This window comes from Variovorax sp. Varisp36 (assembly GCF_047304235.1).
Classification (GTDB): domain Bacteria; phylum Pseudomonadota; class Gammaproteobacteria; order Burkholderiales; family Burkholderiaceae_C; genus Variovorax.
In genome coordinates, this window is record NZ_JBGLYU010000007.1 from 103,815 (window position 1) to 120,248 (window position 16,434).

General features: G+C 67.5%; 15 protein-coding genes. 8 read left to right on the forward strand and 7 right to left on the reverse strand.

Annotated elements, in window-relative coordinates; translation table 11 throughout:
• Positions 1 to 9: 9 nt before the first annotated feature.
• Entirely contained in the window at positions 10 to 1,194 is a 1,185-nt protein-coding gene (locus tag ACCD11_RS06815) for a low temperature requirement protein A (RefSeq protein WP_413313132.1), read from the forward strand.
• Between the two features lie 33 nt (positions 1,195 to 1,227).
• Here ACCD11_RS06815 and ACCD11_RS06820 read toward each other — a convergent pair whose 3' ends face one another.
• Positions 1,228 to 2,835, reverse strand: coding sequence for a transglycosylase SLT domain-containing protein (locus tag ACCD11_RS06820; protein ID WP_007836676.1), 1,608 nt, complete (start codon positions 2,833 to 2,835; stop codon positions 1,228 to 1,230).
• The gene (gloB, locus tag ACCD11_RS06825; RefSeq protein WP_007836677.1) at positions 2,832 to 3,620 is read right to left on the reverse strand and encodes a hydroxyacylglutathione hydrolase; all 789 of its coding nucleotides are present in this window, start codon (positions 3,618 to 3,620) and stop codon (positions 2,832 to 2,834) included. The genes ACCD11_RS06820 and gloB overlap by 4 nt, the downstream gene beginning before the upstream one ends.
• Between gloB and ACCD11_RS06830 the strand changes: the two genes are divergently transcribed.
• Complete coding sequence (locus ACCD11_RS06830) at positions 3,619 to 4,389, forward strand: class I SAM-dependent methyltransferase (protein WP_193386569.1); 771 nt, start codon at positions 3,619 to 3,621, stop codon at positions 4,387 to 4,389. The genes gloB and ACCD11_RS06830 overlap by 2 nt on opposite strands.
• A gap of 42 nt (positions 4,390 to 4,431) precedes the next feature.
• Positions 4,432 to 4,881: a ribonuclease HI gene (gene rnhA, locus ACCD11_RS06835; protein WP_056518034.1), complete on the forward strand. Its 450-nt coding sequence runs from the start codon at positions 4,432 to 4,434 to the stop codon at positions 4,879 to 4,881.
• Positions 4,882 to 4,895: 14 nt separating this feature from the next.
• On the opposite strand, the gene glp is transcribed toward rnhA, so the two are convergent.
• The 5 genes from glp to ACCD11_RS06860 all read right to left on the reverse strand — a co-directional run bounded on the left by glp (position 4,896) and on the right by ACCD11_RS06860 (position 10,186).
• The gene (gene glp, locus ACCD11_RS06840; RefSeq protein WP_413313136.1) at positions 4,896 to 6,209 is read right to left on the reverse strand and encodes a gephyrin-like molybdotransferase Glp; all 1,314 of its coding nucleotides are present in this window, start codon (positions 6,207 to 6,209) and stop codon (positions 4,896 to 4,898) included.
• Positions 6,206 to 6,859, reverse strand: coding sequence for a molybdenum cofactor guanylyltransferase MobA (gene mobA, locus ACCD11_RS06845; RefSeq protein WP_413313138.1), 654 nt, complete (start codon positions 6,857 to 6,859; stop codon positions 6,206 to 6,208). The genes glp and mobA overlap by 4 nt, the downstream gene beginning before the upstream one ends.
• A complete protein-coding gene (gene moaA, locus ACCD11_RS06850; protein WP_413313139.1) occupies positions 6,856 to 8,007 on the reverse strand; it encodes a GTP 3',8-cyclase MoaA in 1,152 nt (383 codons plus the stop codon). The genes mobA and moaA overlap by 4 nt, the downstream gene beginning before the upstream one ends.
• 137 nt (positions 8,008 to 8,144) lie before the next feature.
• On the reverse strand, positions 8,145 to 9,578 hold the full coding sequence (locus tag ACCD11_RS06855; protein ID WP_413313141.1) for an aldehyde dehydrogenase family protein: 1,434 nt from the start codon (positions 9,576 to 9,578) through the stop codon (positions 8,145 to 8,147).
• 53 nt (positions 9,579 to 9,631) lie between these two features.
• A complete protein-coding gene (locus tag ACCD11_RS06860; RefSeq protein ID WP_413313143.1) occupies positions 9,632 to 10,186 on the reverse strand; it encodes a peroxiredoxin in 555 nt (184 codons plus the stop codon).
• Between the two features lie 143 nt (positions 10,187 to 10,329).
• On the opposite strand from ACCD11_RS06860, the gene ACCD11_RS06865 reads away from it, so the two are divergent.
• From ACCD11_RS06865 to ACCD11_RS06885, 5 genes are read left to right on the forward strand one after another with little or no spacing between them, the layout of a single operon-like run.
• A complete protein-coding gene (locus ACCD11_RS06865) occupies positions 10,330 to 11,904 on the forward strand; it encodes a phospholipase D family protein (RefSeq protein WP_413313144.1) in 1,575 nt (524 codons plus the stop codon).
• A 9-nt stretch (positions 11,905 to 11,913) separates the two neighbouring features.
• Positions 11,914 to 12,687 carry a sterol desaturase family protein gene (locus tag ACCD11_RS06870; RefSeq protein ID WP_007836695.1) on the forward strand — a complete coding sequence of 258 codons (774 nt, stop codon included), beginning with the start codon at positions 11,914 to 11,916 and terminating at the stop codon, positions 12,685 to 12,687.
• On the forward strand, positions 12,668 to 13,609 hold the full coding sequence (locus ACCD11_RS06875) for a fatty acid desaturase family protein (protein ID WP_413313146.1): 942 nt from the start codon (positions 12,668 to 12,670) through the stop codon (positions 13,607 to 13,609). Before ACCD11_RS06870 ends, ACCD11_RS06875 begins: the two co-directional genes overlap by 20 nt.
• A 3-nt stretch (positions 13,610 to 13,612) precedes the next feature.
• On the forward strand, positions 13,613 to 15,535 hold the full coding sequence (locus ACCD11_RS06880; RefSeq protein WP_413313147.1) for an iron-containing redox enzyme family protein: 1,923 nt from the start codon (positions 13,613 to 13,615) through the stop codon (positions 15,533 to 15,535).
• Positions 15,519 to 16,430: a DUF6999 family protein gene (locus ACCD11_RS06885; protein ID WP_413313148.1), complete on the forward strand. Its 912-nt coding sequence runs from the start codon at positions 15,519 to 15,521 to the stop codon at positions 16,428 to 16,430. Before ACCD11_RS06880 ends, ACCD11_RS06885 begins: the two co-directional genes overlap by 17 nt.
• The last annotated feature ends 4 nt before the right edge of the window (positions 16,431 to 16,434 follow it).

Below are 16,434 nucleotides of genomic sequence, written 5' to 3' on the forward strand. Positions count from 1 at the left end.
AGTAAGCCAATGAGCCACGACAACAAGCGGGCCACGACCCTGCGCTCGCGCAACGAGGCTGCCAGGGTCTCGAACGAAGAGCTGTTCTTCGATCTGGTCTATGCTTTTTCGGTCACGCAACTCTCCCACTATCTGCTGGACCACCTCACGCTGTCGGGCGCGTTCCAGACGCTGGTGATGTGGTTCGCGGTATGGCTGGGCTGGCAGTACACGGCATGGACCACCAACTGGTTCAACCCTGGCGCGCTACGCATTCGAGGCGTGCTGTTCGCCATCATGCTGCTGGCCATGGTGATGGCCTCGGCGCTGCCCGGTGCCTTCGCAGAGCGCGGACTGGTGTTCGCGCTGTGCTTCGTGGGCATCCAGGCGGGGCGCACGTTCTGCATGCTGATCGCCATCGGCTCGAACGATCCGCTCACACCCAATTTTCGCCGGCTGCTGGCATGGAACTGCCTGGCCGGAGCGTTCTGGATCGCGGGCGGCTTGGCCGAAGGGCAGGCGCGCCTCGCGCTGTGGTTCGTCGGCGTGCTGTGCGAATACATCGCGCCGATGATCGGGTTGCGCTTTCCGGGACTGGGCCGCTCCACGACCGCCGACTGGACCATTGACGGCGGGCACCTCGCCGAACGCTGCCAGTTGTTCGTGATCGTCGCGCTGGGCGAGTCGGTGCTGGCCACCGGCATCGCCTTCGGCCGGCACACTGAATGGCACGGCATCGACCTGTTCGCGCTGCTCGTGGGTTTCTCGGGCAGCCTCGCGATGTGGTGGATGTACTTCGACACCAGCGCGAGGGAGGCGACCCATGCCATCGAGCATTCGCCCGACCCCGGTGGCATCGGCGCCAAGTTCCACTACACGCACGTGATCCTGGTGGCGGGCATCATCGTGTGCGCGGTGGCGGACGAGCTCACGATCAACGAGGGCTCGCACCATGCCGAGCTCAAGTATCTCGGCGCACTCATCGGCGGGCCGGCGCTGTACCTGTTCGGCAATGCGCTGTTCAAGCGTGTGGTGCGCGGTTTCCTGCCGCAGTCGCATCTTTACGGCCTGGGCCTGCTGGCCGTGCTCGCAGTCTTTGCTCCGCACCTCTCGGTGATGGTGGTGGGCACGCTCACGACGCTCGTCATGATCGCGGTGGCCGCACTCGAAGCCGTGGTGCGCCGCAGGGCATGGGCTGCGGCAGCGGCCCGCTGAACCTCCAGAGGCCGAAGCAGGAAGAGCGCCGTTTCAGCGTTTTTTCTTGGCCGGCATGCCGCCGCGCTTCTCGCGCACCACCTGCTGCTTGCTGCTGGCAGGCACCTTGACAACATTGGTGCCCCGCGGCGCCGAAACCTTCACCGGTGCGCCGCGCTTCGCAGATACCGCCACCGCGTGTCCGCGCGCGACCGCCACGCCGGTGCCGGCGCGCGCCGCCACCGTGGCGCGGATCGGCAGGTACACCACCACGCTGAAGCCGCGCTTGAAGGCGTGGTTGGGCTTCACGTCGTTCCACTCGGCCACGTTGGCGGGCTTGAGGTTGTAGCGGCGCGCAATGCTGGCGACGCTGTCCGCGCGCCCGGCCTTCACCGTCGTGCGGTGGGTGACGATTTCGGGCTGGAAACTCAGGTGGCCGCCGTCGGCCACCACGGCCGCCACGTCTTCCTTCACGCGGGCGCCGCGCGGCACGATCAGCGTCGAGCCGGCCTTGATGAGCATGCGCGGCGGCACGTTGTTGATGGCGCGCAGGTCGCTTTCGCTCATGCCGGAGCGCTGGGCCGCGTCGGCAACGGTCATGGTGTTGGGCACGACCCAGGCGGTCCAGCTGGCGTACTGACCCTGCGAATAGGCATCGAAGTTGCGCTGGAACACGGCCGCGTTGTCCCACGGCAGCAGGATCTGCGGCGTGCCGGCTGCGATCAGCACCGGTTTGTGCGCGGCGGGGTTGAGCGCGCGGAAGTCTTCGAGCCGCACGTCGGCAAGCTTGGCGGCGAGTTCCACGTCGAGGTCACGCGTGAGCGTGACGGTCTGGAAGTACGGGTGGTTGGCGATCAGCGGCAGCTCGGTGTTGAAGGCCTGCGGATTCGCCACGATGTTCTTCACGGCCTGCAGCTTGGGCACGTAGAGCCGCGTCTCGGCGGGCATCGTGAGGTCGCTGTAGGTGGTGGGCAGGCCCAGGCGCTGGTTCTTGGCGATGGCGCGGCTCACGCTGCCTTCGCCCCAGTTGTAGGCGGCCAGGGCCAGTTGCCAGTCGCCGAACATGCCATAGAGCTTCTGCAGGTAGTCGAGCGCGGCGCGGGTGGAGGCCACCACGTCGCGGCGGTCGTCGCGGAAGATGTTCTGCTTCAGGTCGAAGTCGGTGCCGGTGGCCGGCATGAACTGCCACATGCCCGCGGCGCGCGCACTGGAGATGGCCTGTGGATTGAACGCGCTCTCGATGTAGGGCAGCAGTGCGAGTTCGGTCGGCATGTTGCGCCGCTCGAGCTCCTCGACGATGTGGAAGATGTACTTGTTCGAGCGCTCCGTCATGCGCTGGATGTAGTCGGGCCGGCTGGAATACCACTGCTCGCGATCGCGCACCAGGTCGCTGTCGAGGTTGGGCATCTTGAAGCCGCGGCGGATGCGGTCCCACATGTCGACCGGCGGCGCGAGCGTGACCACGCTCTGCGATTGGGCCTGTCCGGTGGCGAGGGGCGATAGAGAGTCGCGTGGGTAGATGGGTGCCGCACTACCCGTGGCCTTGGCGCCGGTGCCGCCGGCCGACGAAGAAGAGGGGGAGGAGCTGTTGTTGTTGCTCGTGCCCGCGCAGCCCGCGAGCACCAGTGAACCTGCAAGGCAGGTGGCAGCGATCAGTTTCATCGGAAGTCGTTTTTCCATTGGCGCAGTGCGGCGAACACATCGGCCTCGGCTGCATCGGCAGCCAGCTCGGCGTGGGCACGCACCGCTCGAAGGACAGTGGCTTCGCGGCTGCGAAGAAAGGGGTTGACCTGGCGTTCGATTGCCAGTTGCGACGGCAGCGTGGGCTGCCCCTGCGCGCGCAGGCTTTCGCAGCGCGCGTTGTAGTGATCCAGTTCGGCGTTGCCCGGTTCCACCGCCTGGGCAAAACGCAGGTTAGAAAGTGTGTATTCGTGCGCACAGCAGACACGCGTGTCGCCCGGCAATGCGGCAAGCGCATCGAGCGAAGCCAGCATCTGCCCGGGGGTGCCTTCGAACAGGCGCCCGCAGCCGCCGGAGAACAGCGTGTCGCCGCAGAACAGCAGCGGCGCATCGCCACCCGCCGTTTGCGCCGCAGGCAGGAAGTACGCGATGTGGCCGGCCGTATGGCCCGGCACGTCGATGACCTCGAAGCGCAGGCCGAGCACCTCGGCAATGTCGCCTTGCGCCAGCGGCGTGAACGGCTCGGGAATGCGCTCGCGCGCCGGCCCCCACACGGGTGCGCCGGTGGCCTCGTGCAGCGCGGCCACGCCCCCTGTGTGATCGGGATGGTGGTGCGTGACTAGAATCGCGGCCAGCTGCAGCTTGTGGCGCGCCAGCGCGTCGAACACCGGTTGGGCGTCGCCCGGATCCACCACGATGGCGTGGGACCCGTCGTGCAGCATCCAGATGTAGTTGTCAGCGAAGGCGGGCAGCGGAACAAGGGTCATGAGCGGTCAAATTATAGGTTTGCAGGATTGGTTCGCGACCCCCCCGGGGCGCTACCTTCTGGCTTGGGAGCAGGCCCAGTTCGATCAGGCGGTGGCCGACGTGTTCGGCTATCACGCGCTGCAGCTGGGTGCGGCCGAGGTCGACGGCTTGCGCGCCAACCGCATGCCGCACCGCTGGCTGGCGCTGGACGACCCTGCCCGAGGCGGCAGGGCGACGCTCCTGACCGACTTCGCGGCATTGCCGTTTGCAGCCAACAGCCTCGACCTGGTGGTGATGCCGCACGCGCTCGAACTGAGCCCCGACCCGCACGCCACCCTGCGCGAGGTGGAGCGGGTGCTGGTGCCCGAGGGCCGCGTGGTGATCTGCGGGTTCAACCCGGCCAGCCTCTGGGGCATGCGGCAGCGACGCGCACACCTCTATCGCCGGCTCGGCATCGGCGACCTGTACCTGCCCGAAGGCGGGGAGTTCATCGGCTACTGGCGCATGCGCGACTGGCTGCGGCTCCTGAGCTTCGAGGTGGAGTCGGGCCGCTTCGGCGTCTACCGGCCTGCGGTGCGCAGCGAAGCCTGGCTGGAGCGCTCGCGCTGGATGGATGCCGCCGGCGAGCGCTGGTGGCCGATCTTTGGCGCAGCCTACTTCCTGGTCGCCGTGAAGCGGGTGCGCGGCATGCGCCTGCTGAGCGCCGAGTGGCGCCGCTCGGGCGCCCGCGCCACGGCGCCAGTGCCCATCGCGGGCAAGGTGCACCGCAACGAGGTCGGCAAGAATTGAGAATGAACGAGAACGAATGATGATGAAGAAGGAAAAGCCGGTTTGAACGAAGTCGTGATCTACACCGATGGCGCGTGCAAGGGAAACCCCGGCCCTGGCGGGTGGGGCGCGTGGCTCAAGTCGGGCTCCACCGAGAAAGACCTGTTCGGCGGTGAACTCGACACCACCAACAACCGCATGGAGCTGACTGCCGTCATCGAAGGCCTGGCTGCGCTCAAGCGGCCCTGCAAGGTGCTGCTTTACCTGGACAGCCAGTACGTGCGCAAGGGCATCACCGAGTGGATCCGCGGCTGGAAGGCCAAGGGCTGGATGACAGCCAGCAAGCAGCCCGTGAAGAACGTCGAACTCTGGCAGCGGCTCGACAAGCTGGTGAGCGAGGGCGGCCACCAGATCGAGTGGCGCTGGGTCAAGGGCCACTCGGGAGACCCGGGCAACGAGCGCGCCGACATGCTGGCCAACAAGGGCGTGGACAAGGCCTTGGGCCGGATCTGACCGTTCGGGGCGCCTTAGATGTTGCCGTCGAACATCATCACGTCGACTTCGCCGCCCGCCGCGACATTGCCCTGCTCGTGGTGCAGCACCACGAGCCCGTTGGCTTCGACCATCGAGCTGAGCACCCCCGAGCCCTGGTGGCTCGCGACGCACACCTCAGGCAACGCGTCCGGCATGGTCTTCACGAAGCCGCGCTGGTATTCGGTGCGGCCCGGCTTCTTGCGGATCGGGCCCGTGCAGCGTGCACGCAGCAAGGGCGGTGGCGCGGCTGCCGCGTCGTGGCAGCCCATCAGGCGCAGCAGCGCCGGCCGCACGAAGGCCAGGAAGGTCACCATCACGGCCACCGGATTGCCCGGCAGTCCGAACAGCACCGCTGGCTGCGGCGACGCCTCGCGCGGGATCAACCCCACCGCCAGCGGCCGGCCCGGGCGCATGGCCACGCGCCAGAACGCCATGTCGCCCAGTTGCTGCATTACGTCGCGCGTGTGGTCGGCCGCACCGGCGCTGACACCGCCGCTGGTGACGATGGCATCGGCCTCGCGCGCGGCGCGCCGCAATGCGGCGGCGAGCGTGGCCGGATCGTCGCGCACGAGGCCGAGGTCGATCACCTCGCAGCCCAGCCGCGCGAGCATGCCGAACACGGTGTAGCGATTGCTGTCGTACACGGCGCCTTCGCGCGGCGCGTCGCCGAGGCTCAGGATCTCATCGCCGGTCGAGAAGTAGGCCACCCGCAGCCGCCGCAGCGCGGGCACGTCCGGCAGGCCGAGGCTCGCGACCATGCCGAGCGCGGCGGGCGACAGGCGTTCGCCCTTGCGCAGCGCGGTCTGGCCCTGCATCAGGTCTTCGCCCGCAAGGCGGCGGTTGTCGCCGCGGCGCAGCACCCTGGCCGGGAAACACACGCGGTCGCCATCGACCTTGCAGAACTCCTGCGGCACGACGGTGTCGAGGCCCGCCGGCATCATGGCGCCGGTCATGATGCGCACCGCATCGCCTGGACCCAGCGTGCCACGCCAGGCGGCGCCGGCCAGCGCCGTTCCCGCCACGCGCAGCGTGACCGAGACGTCGATGGGTGCGTCCCGCGGCAGCACCGCGCCGTCGAAGGCGTAGCCGTCCATGGCGGAGTTGTCGTGTGGCGGCACGCTGATGGGCGAGACGATGTCTTCGGCCAGCACGCGGCCGAGCGCGTCGAGCAGGGAGACGGTCTCCCGTTGCGTGACGACCGCCGAGGCCGTGAGTTGCGAGAGAAAAGCGTGGACGGCCTCGACGCTCAGGTCGACGGCAGCGTCGTAGCCCGAAAGGGCGGAGGCGATGTCTGCGATGCGGCTCATCGGTTTTCGAGGGCGTGCAGTTCGGCCAGGGTGTTGGCGTTGAAGAAAGCGTCGGGCGCGTCGCCGGGGCGGTTGAAGGGCACGTGCACTGTGCGGTGCTGTGCGGTCCATGCGTGGACCTTGCGGCCGCCGGCTTCGGTGTAGCGCCGCAGGCTCTCGCGCAGGTCGGCGCGCAGCAGGCAGAAGACGGGTTGGAGGCGCAGCACCACCTCGCCTTCGGAGATTTCGGGTGCGTTGACCATCGCGATCTCTGCATTTTCGGCGGCCACCGCTTCGGCGAGCCGGACGGCGAGGTCTGGCGGAAATAGCGGTGTGTCGCAAGGTACGGTCAACAGCCAGGGTGTCGTGCAGTGCTCCAACCCGGTGAGAAAGCCCGCGAGCGGCCCCGGATAGTCCGCGAGGCTGTCGGGCCATACCGGCACGCCGAAGGCTTCGTAGTCGGCGAGGTTGCGGTTGGCATTGACGATGAGCTGGCCGACCTGCGACCCCAGCCGCCGGATCGCATGCAGAGCCAGCGGCTCGCCGTTGAAAAGCTGCAGTCCCTTGTCGACCCCGCCCATGCGAGAGCCGCGTCCGCCGGCCAGCAGAAGCCCGGTGATGTCGGCGGCCGCGATGAAGGCGTGCGCGGGCATGGCGGCCGCCTGCGTCATCCGCCGATGTAGCTCATCTCGACGCGGCGCGGCGCCTTGTCGCCGGCATCGCCGCTGTCGTTGTCAGGCCCACGCAGGGCGCGCAGCTCGGAGTAGCGGTCGGCACGGCCCTGCCAAATGTGGCCGATGGCCGAGGCGATGTCGTCGTCGCTGGCGGTGCCGCGCAGCAGCGGGCGCAGGTCGTGGCCGGCGCTGGCGAAGAGGCAGAGGTACAGCTTGCCTTCGGTCGACAGGCGCGCGCGGCTGCAGTCGTGGCAGAAGGCCTGCGTGACGCTGCTGATCACGCCGATCTCGCCGCTGCCGTCGGCATAGGCCCAGCGCTGGGCGGTCTCGCCGGGCGTGGCGGCTTCCAGCGGCACCAGCGGAAATTCGGCATGGATGCGAGCGATGACGTCGGCCGAGGGCAGCACCTCGTCCATGCGCCAGCCGTTGGTGGCGCCCACGTCCATGTACTCGATGAAGCGCAGCACCACCTTGCCGCCGAGGTGCGTGCGGAAGTAGCGGGCCATCGGCAGTATTTCCTGCTCGTTGGTACCGCGCTTGACCACCATGTTGACCTTGATGGGACCGAGGCCGGCGACCAGCGCCGCGTCGATGCCGGCCAGCACATCGGCCACCGGAAAGTCGACGTCGTTCATGTGGCGGAACACGGCGTCGTCGAGGCTGTCCAGGCTCACGGTCACGCGCTGCAGGCCTGCAGCCCGCAGCCCGGCGGCCTTGCGCGCGAGCAACGAGCCATTGGTGGTGAGCGTCAGCGCCAGCGGCTCGCCGGCGGGCGAGCGGATCCCGGCGAGTTGTTCGATGAGGCCTTCGATGTTCTTGCGCAGCAACGGCTCACCGCCGGTCAGGCGGATCTTGCGCACGCCGTGCGCAGCGAACAGGCGGGCCAGCCGCGTCATTTCTTCAAAACTCAGCAGCGCGCTGTGCGGCAGGTACTTGTAGTCCTTGTCGAACACGTCCTTCGGCATGCAGTAGCTGCAGCGAAAGTTGCACCGGTCGGTCACGCTGATGCGCAGGTCGGTCATGGGCCGGCCGAGGCGGTCGAGCAGCACCCCCGTGGCGGGCACGGCGACCTCCGGCACGGCCACGGCGGGACGTGCGCGGCCGATCGTGGAGATCGGAATGACGGTATTGCTGCTGTTTTTCATGAAGCGGGTCCGATTTTGCGCCACGGCCCAAGGGCCTGTGAACCTCAGGCTACTTGATCGCCGCCGCGTAAACCATGTCCCAGGTCAATGTTCTGGAATGCGCTCTGTTTGGGCGGCTGCCGGGCCGGCCCTTGGCCTCAGCCGTGCTTGACGGCGACGGTCTTGAGCGTGGTGAAGCCGTAGAGGGCCTCGAAACCCTTCTCGCGGCCGTAGCCTGAGGACTTCACGCCGCCGAACGGCAGCTCGACGCCCCCCCCCGCGCCATAGTTGTTGATGAACACCTGGCCGCTCCTCACGCGCCTGGCCATGCGGAACTGGCGCGATCCGTCGGTGGTCCACACGCCGGCGACCAGACCGAACTGCGTGGCGTTGGCAAGCGCCACGGCTTCGTCTTCGTCGGCGAAGACCATGGCCGCCAGCACCGGGCCGAACACCTCTTCCTGTGCGAGCCGGTGATTCACCGGCACGTCGCGCAGCAGGGTGGGCGCCTGGTAGAAGCCGGTCTCGGGCGCTTCGTCGACCACGATGCCCTGCGCCACCATCGGGATGCCGGCATGTTGCGCATCGCTCAAGAAGTCCCACACGCGCTGCTGCTGCGTCTGGCGGATCAGCGGGCCCACGTCGAGATCCATGGCCGCGGGGCCGACGCGCAGCGCCTCGAAAGCGTGGCCCAGGCGCTCCAGCAGCGGTTCGTAGATGTCGCGCTGGACCAGCACCCGCGAGCCGGCCGAGCAGGTCTGCCCGGCGTTCTGCACGATGGCATTGATGACCACGGGAATGGCCGCGTCCAGGTCAGCGTCCGCGAAGATGATCTGCGGACTCTTGCCACCCAGCTCCAGCGTGACCGGGCAGTGCCGCTCGGCCGCTACCTGCTGGATCAGCGTGCCGATCTTCGGGCTGCCGGTGAAGCTGATGTGGTCGATGCCCTCGTGCCGAGCGAGCGCGTCCCCCACTTCATGGCCGTAGCCCGTCACGATATTGAGCGTGCCGGCCGGAAAGCCGACTTCGGCCGCGAGCTGCGCCACGCGGATCAGCGAGAGGCAGGCGTCCTCGGCTGGCTTGACCACGCACACGTTGCCGGCCGCCAGGGCGCCGCCCACGCTGCGTCCGAAGATCTGCATCGGGTAGTTCCACGGAATGATGTGGCCGGTGACGCCGTGCGGCTCGCGCCAGGTGAAGACGCTGTAGCCGTCCTGATAGGGGATGGTCTCGCCGTGCAGCTTGTCGCAGGCGCCGGCATAGAACTCGAAATAGCGAACCAGTGCCACAGCGTCGGCGCGCGCCTGCTTCACCGGCTTGCCGCAGTCGCGCTGCTCGATCAGCGCGAGCTCGTCGACGTGCTCGGCGATCTTCTGCGAGAGCTTGTAGAGCAGGCGGCTGCGGTCGGCCGCGCTGACCTTGTGCCAGACACCCTCGAAGCAGTCGCGCGCGGCGCGCACGGCGGAGTCGATATCGGCTGCGTTGCTGCGCTGGATTTCGTCGAAAACCTGGCCGTCGGAAGGGTCGATGACGGGCAGGGTGCGGCCGGAGGAGGACGGGACGTGCGCGTTGGCGATGTAGTTGAGCTGCATGGGCGGATTTTGCGCGAAGCGCGCGAATCCCATGGCCCTGCGGCCCGCAATCCTTACCTGGCCGCGCCGGCCTTTGGCAGCGCCTTCACCGCATTCAGCGTGCGCTCCACATGCTTGTCCGGATTCAGGTTCTGGTAGTAGTAGGCGACCTTGCCGTCCGGCGAGATCACGTACGACAGGCGGTTGGCGAAGTCGGGCCGCGTCTGCATCAGCGCGTCGAAACCCTGGATCACGGTCTTGCCCTCGTCCGACGCCACCGGAAAGCGGCTCTGGCAGGACTTGACCGAGAACTTCGACAAGGTGCCGATGTCGTCCGCCGAAACGCCGATCACGCTGGCGCCCAGTGCGGCGAACTGGTCCACGGCCTCGGCGAAGGCGTGGGCCTCGATCGAGCAGTCGTTGGAATCGGCCGCTGGAAAGAAGTACAGCACCACCGGCCCCTTCGCGAGAGCGTCGGCCAGCGAGTAACGGAAGGTCTTGCCGCCCAGGGCCGCGGTGGCGGTGAACCTGGGGACGGGGTCGCCGATGTCCAGCGCGGCCCAGGCGGGATGCGCCAGGGCTGAAAAAACCGTCATCCAGGCGATGCGATGGAGGTGCGAACGGGCCATGATGTAACTCCGCAGCGATGTGGGCCGAATTCTAGGCCGGGCGTCCCCAAAAGGGGCCCTTGAAACCGGTGCAGGCCGGCCCGCGTATTGAGCAGAACAATTGAAGAAACGACGGGGAAGAACCACGCCATGGAAGCACCATCATGAACGCCTGCCTCTTGCTTCTGCGCCTCGCGCTCGCTGGCGCCCTGATCGCGGCACTCGGCGCCTGCGGTTCGCTGCCGCCGGCACGGGAACGGCCCGCCGAATTTGCCGCCTCCGCCGACCCGTCGACCACGCTCGCGAAGATTGCCGCCGCATCCACGCCGCCCGGCGAGCACTCGGGCTTCCGGCTGATGCCGCTGGGCGTGTACTCGCTCGACGCGCGCATCCAACTCGCCCAGCGGGCCCAGCGCTCGCTGGTGGTGCAGTATTACCAGCTCGAGAACGACGCCGTCGGCCGCCTGCTGCTGCGCACGCTGCGCGAGGCGGCGATGCGCGGCGTCAAGGTGCGGGTGCTGGTGGACGACCTGTATACCGTCAAGAGCCAGCAGCTGCTGCTGGCGCTCTCGGAGACGCCGAACGTCGACGTGCGCCTGTTCAACCCGTTCTGCTGCGGGCGCAACGGCTTCCTGTCGCGCTTCGCGGCGTCGCCGTGGGAGATTTCGCGGCTCAACCACCGCATGCACAACAAGCTCTTCATCGCCGACGGCGTGATGGCGGTGGTAGGCGGGCGCAACATCGCCGAAGAGTATTTCGTGCTCAGCGAGGCGCAGAACTTCATCGACATGGATGCGCTGGTGATCGGCAAGGTGGTGCCGCAGCTCGAATCGATCTTCGACGCCTACTGGAACAGCGTGCAGGTCTGGCCGATTGCCGACATCGTGACGGGCGAGGGCGGCCGCAGGCCGAACGGCGCCGATTTCGACAGTTGGGTGGGCATGGCCGCGCCACCACCGAAGATCGTGCTGCCGCCATCCGACATCCTCGGCTACGGGCCCATTGCCGAGGAGCTCGACGGCGGCCGCATGGGCCTGCTGTGGGGCGAAGCCCGCGCCATCGCCGACCCGCCCACCAAGCCCGCGACCATGTCCGCCGACGAGGCCATCGCCACCAGCGTGACGATGAAGGTCTGGGCGCTGCTGCTCGACGCCAAGACCGAAGTCGACCTGACCTCGCCGTACCTTGTGCCGGGCGAGCGCGGCATGGAGGCTTTCGAGGACCTGGCCAGGCGCAAGGTCAAGCTCACGCTGCTGACCAATTCCTTGGCGGCCAACGACGAGCCGCTGGTGCACACCGGCTATGCGCGCTACCGCCAGCGGCTGCTCGAAAGCGGCGCCGACCTCTACGAACTGAGCCCGCAGCGCACCAGCGCGGGCGAGCGCTTCGGCATGTTCGGCAAGTCGCTGGGGCGGCTGCACTCCAAGACCGCTGCGATCGACAGGACGCGCATCTTCATCGGCTCGATGAACCTCGACCCGCGCTCGGCCAGCCAGAACACCGAGATGGGGGTGGTGGTCGACAGCCCGCAACTGGCGCGCGAGATGTTGCGCGTCATCAACATCAGCAAGCTGCAGAATTCCTACCGGCTGCGGCTGGCCAAGGACACTGGCACGCTGCAATGGCTGACGAACGACGGCGAGAAAGAGATGATCCTGACCTCGGAGCCGGAGTCGGGCTTCTTCCAGCGCTTCTACAACATGCTCATCGCGCCGATCGTTCCCGAGATGCTGTTGTAGCCTCGGGGGATGGCGCAGACCTTCACCTCGTTGTCCGCCCCGCAGGTCATGCTGTGGGGCGTGCTTTTTTTCGGCGGCATCTATCTCTGTTTTGGCGGCCTCACGTGGCTGCTGACGAAGCGCGCGCTGCCGGCGCTGGGCATCGGGCGTGAACTCGATCCGCGGCCGCTGCAGCCGGGGCAGCTGCGGCGCGAACTGGGGCAGTCGGGGGTGTCGGTGTTGATCTTCGGGCTGGGCATGGTGTTTCCATGGGGGCTGCTGCAGCTGGGCTGGGCGCGGCTCGACGGCGATGCGGGTTGGCGGCAAGTCGCGGTCGAGATCCTCGCGCTCGCCTTTTGGAACGACGTGCATTTCTGGATCAATCACCGGCTTTTGCATACGCGCTGGCTGCGGCGCTTTCACGGGCCGCATCACCGCTCGTTCGTGACCACCCCGTGGGCCACCTACAGCTTTCACCCCGTCGAGGCGCTGATGCTCGGCAACGTGATCCTGCTGCCGATGGTGGTGCACGACTTCAGCTTCTGGTCGCTCGCGGCGGTGCCGGTGTTCAGCCTGTTCTTCAACTGCATCGGGCATTCGAACTACGACTTCTTCACGGGCGTGTCGTACAGCCACTGGTTCGCGGCGAGCCGCCGGCACCATCTGCACCATGCCGTGCACAACGGCAACTACGGTTTTCAATTCACGTTCATGGACCGGCTGTTCGGAACGCGCGTCGCGGCCGATGCAGCCGAGCCGGTTCTCCAGGCCTTTCGCAAGAAGCATGGCGCGACCACGGCCTGACGCGAGCCGCCACCTGCCGCGGCTGCGTCACCGGCGCGACTGGCAGAGCCTTGCCTATCTCGTCGCGCTGCCTGTGCTGGCTGCGTGGCAGTGGTTCCATGGCTTCGATGTCCTGCTATATGGGATGACGCTGTTCCTGACGCTCGGCGTCGGCGTGATCCATCACAACCATGTGCATCTGCGCATGTGGCGCGGGCGGGGCATGAACCGGTTGACGGACTTCTGGATCACGTTGCTGCAGGGACACCCGACCTTCGTGTTCTGGCCTGCGCACGTGGCCAACCACCATCGCCACCGGCATGGCCCGAAGGACGTGGCGCGCACCTACCGCTTCGGCGGCGACACCAACCACATGCGGGGTTACCTGCTGCATCCGTTCCAGGCGGTGTGGGTGCTGATGCCGGTGTTCTTCGCCTGGCTTGCTCGGCTGCGGCTGCATAGGCGCGGCGCATGGCGCTACTGCATGGCGCAGTACGCGCTGTGGCTGGCCAGCTGGGCGGTGCTGCTGGCGCTCGACTGGCGCAAGGCGCTGGTCTTCGTCATCGTGCCGCAACTGCATGGCCTGCACTGGCTGCTGGCGACCAATTACCTGCAGCATGCCCACGCCGATGGTCGGAAGGCGTCTCGCGAGGAGGCGCAGGGCGATACCCCGGGTAGCCGGCTGAACTACGCCCGCAATTTCGAGGGGCTGGTGAACCCCTTGCTGTTCAACATCGGCCTGCACACCGCACACCACGAAAACCCGCATGCCCATTGGTCCGAGCTCACCCGCCTGCATCGCACGCGCTACCGCGCGCAGGTGGACCCTGTGCTCAACGAGGGCGGGCTGGTGCCGTACATGGTGCGGGTGTTCCTGCTGGGGGCCGTGTGGCCGCGTTTTCGCAGCCGCCCGCTGATGCCTCCCGATTCATCCATCAACTGAACCATGCCCGTCTCATTTCAACGCGTCTACCTCGAAAGCGCCGGCTACTTCATGCCGGGCGAGCCCATTCCCAACGACCGCATGGACGCCTACATCGCGCCGCTCAACCGCATGTCGGAGCGCATCAAGCGGCGCATCCTGGCGGAGAACGGCATCCTCACGCGGCACTACGCCATCGACGAGGAAGGCGTGACCCGCCACACCAATGCGCAACTGGCGGCAGGTGCGATCCGCGACTGCCTGCGGCGGGGCGGCGCGGAGCTGTCGCGCGTGTCGCTGCTGGCCAGCGGCTCGTCGGGCGGCGACACGCTGATGCCAGGCTTTGCCAACATGATCCAGGGCGAGCTGACGGCGCAGCCGATGGAGACGCATTCGGTGCACGGCATCTGCGCGGCGGGCGTGTCGGCGATCCAGACGGCCGCGCAGGGCATCGAGCTGGGGGCGCACCGCTCGGCGGTGGCGGTGGCCAGCGAGATGCCGTCGCGCCTCTTCAAGCGCTCGCGCTTCGCGGCGCGCGGCTACGAGACAGACTTCGACTCTCACTTCCTGCGCTGGATGCTGTCCGATGGCGCGGGCGCCTTGCTGCTGTCCGACGGTACGCCCGCACTGGCCGGTGCACCGGGGTTGCGGCTGAAGCTGAAGTGGGTGCACCAGCGCGCTTTCTCGGGCGACTATCCGGTGTGCATGCAGCTCGGGCTGACCGAAGACCGGACACGCGGCCACCTCGATTTCGGTTCCTGGGCCGAGGCCGAAGCTGCCGGCGCGCTGTCGCTGCGCCAGGACATCCGTCTGCTGCCGCACCTGTTCGACATCGGCATCCACGAGTACGCGGGTCTCGTGCGCGACGGCTGGGTCGATCCGAAGCGGGTCGATCACTTTCTCTGCCACTACTCGTCGGAAAAATTCATCCCGGTGGTCGAGGACCTGATGGCCAAGGCCGACCTGTCGATCCCGCGCGAGCGCTGGTGGAGCAACCTGGCCTGGCGCGGCAACACCGGGGCCGCGTCGATCCTCGTGATGCTGGCCGAATTCCTGCACACCAAGGCGCTGAAGCCCGGCGAGCAGATCTTCTGCTACGTGCCAGAGTCGGGGCGATTCATGGCGGCGTACATGCTGCTCGAAGTGGAGTCCGTCGATGCCGTGCCGGTGGTTGCCGCATCGCGCGCGGCGGCGGCAGCGGCGCCTGACGACGACCTCGTGATCGCACCCCCGCACGACCCGGCCGCCGCGCCCGAGGGCCTCGGTGCCTTGTTGACCGAACTGGCCGCCATCTGGCACGACTACCGCTCCCGGGTCTGGCGCACGCCGCTGGTCCGCCAGATCCGCGAGCGCCGCTTTACCGTGCCCGACTACCTGAACTGGATGGAGCAATGGGTGCCCCAGGTTCGCGAAGGCAGCCTGTGGATGCGCGAAGGCGCCGCCTCGCTGAGCGAGCCGTACCAGATGCTGGCCTCGCTGATCGGTGTGCACGCGGGGGAGGAGCAAAACGACTTCAACATCCTCTTCAGCGACTACCGCAAGGCCGGCGGCATGGTCGAGAACATCGAAGACCTGCGCCGCAACCCCGGCGGCGAGGCGCTCAACGCCTACCTGCATGGCCTGGCCGCCACGCGCGACCCGATCGGATTGCTGGGCGCGATCTACATCATCGAGGGCACGGGCCAGCGCATCGTGCCGGCGCTGCTGCCGCTGCTCAAGTCCGGCCTGAAGCTGCCACCCGATGCCTTCCGCTTCCTCGAATACCACGGCCACAACGACGAGCATCACCTGAGCCGCTGGCTCACGGCGGTCGAGATGGTCATGGCCGTAGAGGGGCACGCGCGCGCCGCCCGACAGATAGCCGACACCGCGCGCCATACGGCCGCGCTGTACCTGATGCAGTTCCAGCACATCACCGAACGCAGGCCCCATGGACCGAACACCTGATTTCCTGACCCAGGCGCACGACGAGCGCGACCCCAGCCCCTGGCTGGCGCTGTACCTCGACCAGAGCACGCCGCTGCCCGACGACGTCAAAGCCGCGTGGCTGGCCGATTCGAGTTCGGCGTCGCGCCAGTACCTGCTGCCGTTCCTGCGGCCGATCGCGCGGCTGACGATCATCCTGATCCAGATCGTGAAGGTGTTCGTGCCGCGCAACTGGTCGCATTCGATGCTGCTGCACCGACTTCTCGCGTGGGGGCTGAAGCGCTTTGTTTCGCCGGAGGCCAATTGGCTGATCCTGCGGCACTTTCACCTGGGCTCGCAGGTGCTGGCCTTCATCGGGCGAAACTCGCCGGCCCCGGTAGCGACGAGCCCGCTGGAGCCGGCCGGCATCGACGCGCTGAAGGACGAGATGTTCCTGAAGCACGACCTGAACCTGTTCAATTTCGTGATCCGGCTGAACAAGGCGCTGCGCGACAAGGGCGTGGCGCTGCGCAAGGCGGAGCAGGTCGATTTCTCCATGATCAGGGAGCCCGGCCCGCGGCTGGAAGACATGCCCCAGGGAAAGCTCAATTTTCTCGATCTGCAAAGCGCCATCGAGCTTTTTACGCCGCTTTACCAGCTGATGCTGACGGACAACGATTTCTGGCGTGCCGCCAACTCCCTGCAGCTGGACGAAACCATCGGCATCTACGCGGCCACGATCCTGGCCGCGCCCGAACACCTCATTCTGGTCAACAACAAGCACCCGCTCGTGCCCTTGTCGACACTGCGGGCGGGGCATCGGCTGGTGATCCACGGGCTGTCCACCGAGATGCTGCACAGCCTGCTCCAGCGGATGCAGGCGGCCCAGGAAACCGGGGCGCCAGAGACCTCCCCGTGCGAGCAGCCACTTGCATAGGCGT

What these genes read in the sequence shown, in the direction of transcription:
- ACCD11_RS06815 (WP_413313132.1), top strand. Translation starts at nt 10, where the DNA reads ATGAGCCACGACAACAAGCGGGCCACGACCCTGCGCTCGCGCAACGAG.
- ACCD11_RS06820 (WP_007836676.1), bottom strand. Translation starts at nt 2,835, where the DNA reads ATGAAACTGATCGCTGCCACCTGCCTTGCAGGTTCACTGGTGCTCGCG.
- ACCD11_RS06830 (WP_193386569.1), top strand. Translation starts at nt 3,619, where the DNA reads ATGAGCGGTCAAATTATAGGTTTGCAGGATTGGTTCGCGACCCCCCCG.
- gloB (WP_007836677.1), bottom strand. Translation starts at nt 3,620, where the DNA reads ATGACCCTTGTTCCGCTGCCCGCCTTCGCTGACAACTACATCTGGATG.
- glp (WP_413313136.1), bottom strand. Translation starts at nt 6,209, where the DNA reads ATGAGCCGCATCGCAGACATCGCCTCCGCCCTTTCGGGCTACGACGCT.
- mobA (WP_413313138.1), bottom strand. Translation starts at nt 6,859, where the DNA reads ATGACGCAGGCGGCCGCCATGCCCGCGCACGCCTTCATCGCGGCCGCC.
- moaA (WP_413313139.1), bottom strand. Translation starts at nt 8,007, where the DNA reads ATGAAAAACAGCAGCAATACCGTCATTCCGATCTCCACGATCGGCCGC.
- ACCD11_RS06855 (WP_413313141.1), bottom strand. Translation starts at nt 9,578, where the DNA reads ATGCAGCTCAACTACATCGCCAACGCGCACGTCCCGTCCTCCTCCGGC.
- ACCD11_RS06860 (WP_413313143.1), bottom strand. Translation starts at nt 10,186, where the DNA reads ATGGCCCGTTCGCACCTCCATCGCATCGCCTGGATGACGGTTTTTTCA.
- ACCD11_RS06865 (WP_413313144.1), top strand. Translation starts at nt 10,330, where the DNA reads ATGAACGCCTGCCTCTTGCTTCTGCGCCTCGCGCTCGCTGGCGCCCTG.
- ACCD11_RS06870 (WP_007836695.1), top strand. Translation starts at nt 11,914, where the DNA reads ATGGCGCAGACCTTCACCTCGTTGTCCGCCCCGCAGGTCATGCTGTGG.
- ACCD11_RS06875 (WP_413313146.1), top strand. Translation starts at nt 12,668, where the DNA reads ATGGCGCGACCACGGCCTGACGCGAGCCGCCACCTGCCGCGGCTGCGT.
- ACCD11_RS06880 (WP_413313147.1), top strand. Translation starts at nt 13,613, where the DNA reads ATGCCCGTCTCATTTCAACGCGTCTACCTCGAAAGCGCCGGCTACTTC.
- ACCD11_RS06885 (WP_413313148.1), top strand. Translation starts at nt 15,519, where the DNA reads ATGGACCGAACACCTGATTTCCTGACCCAGGCGCACGACGAGCGCGAC.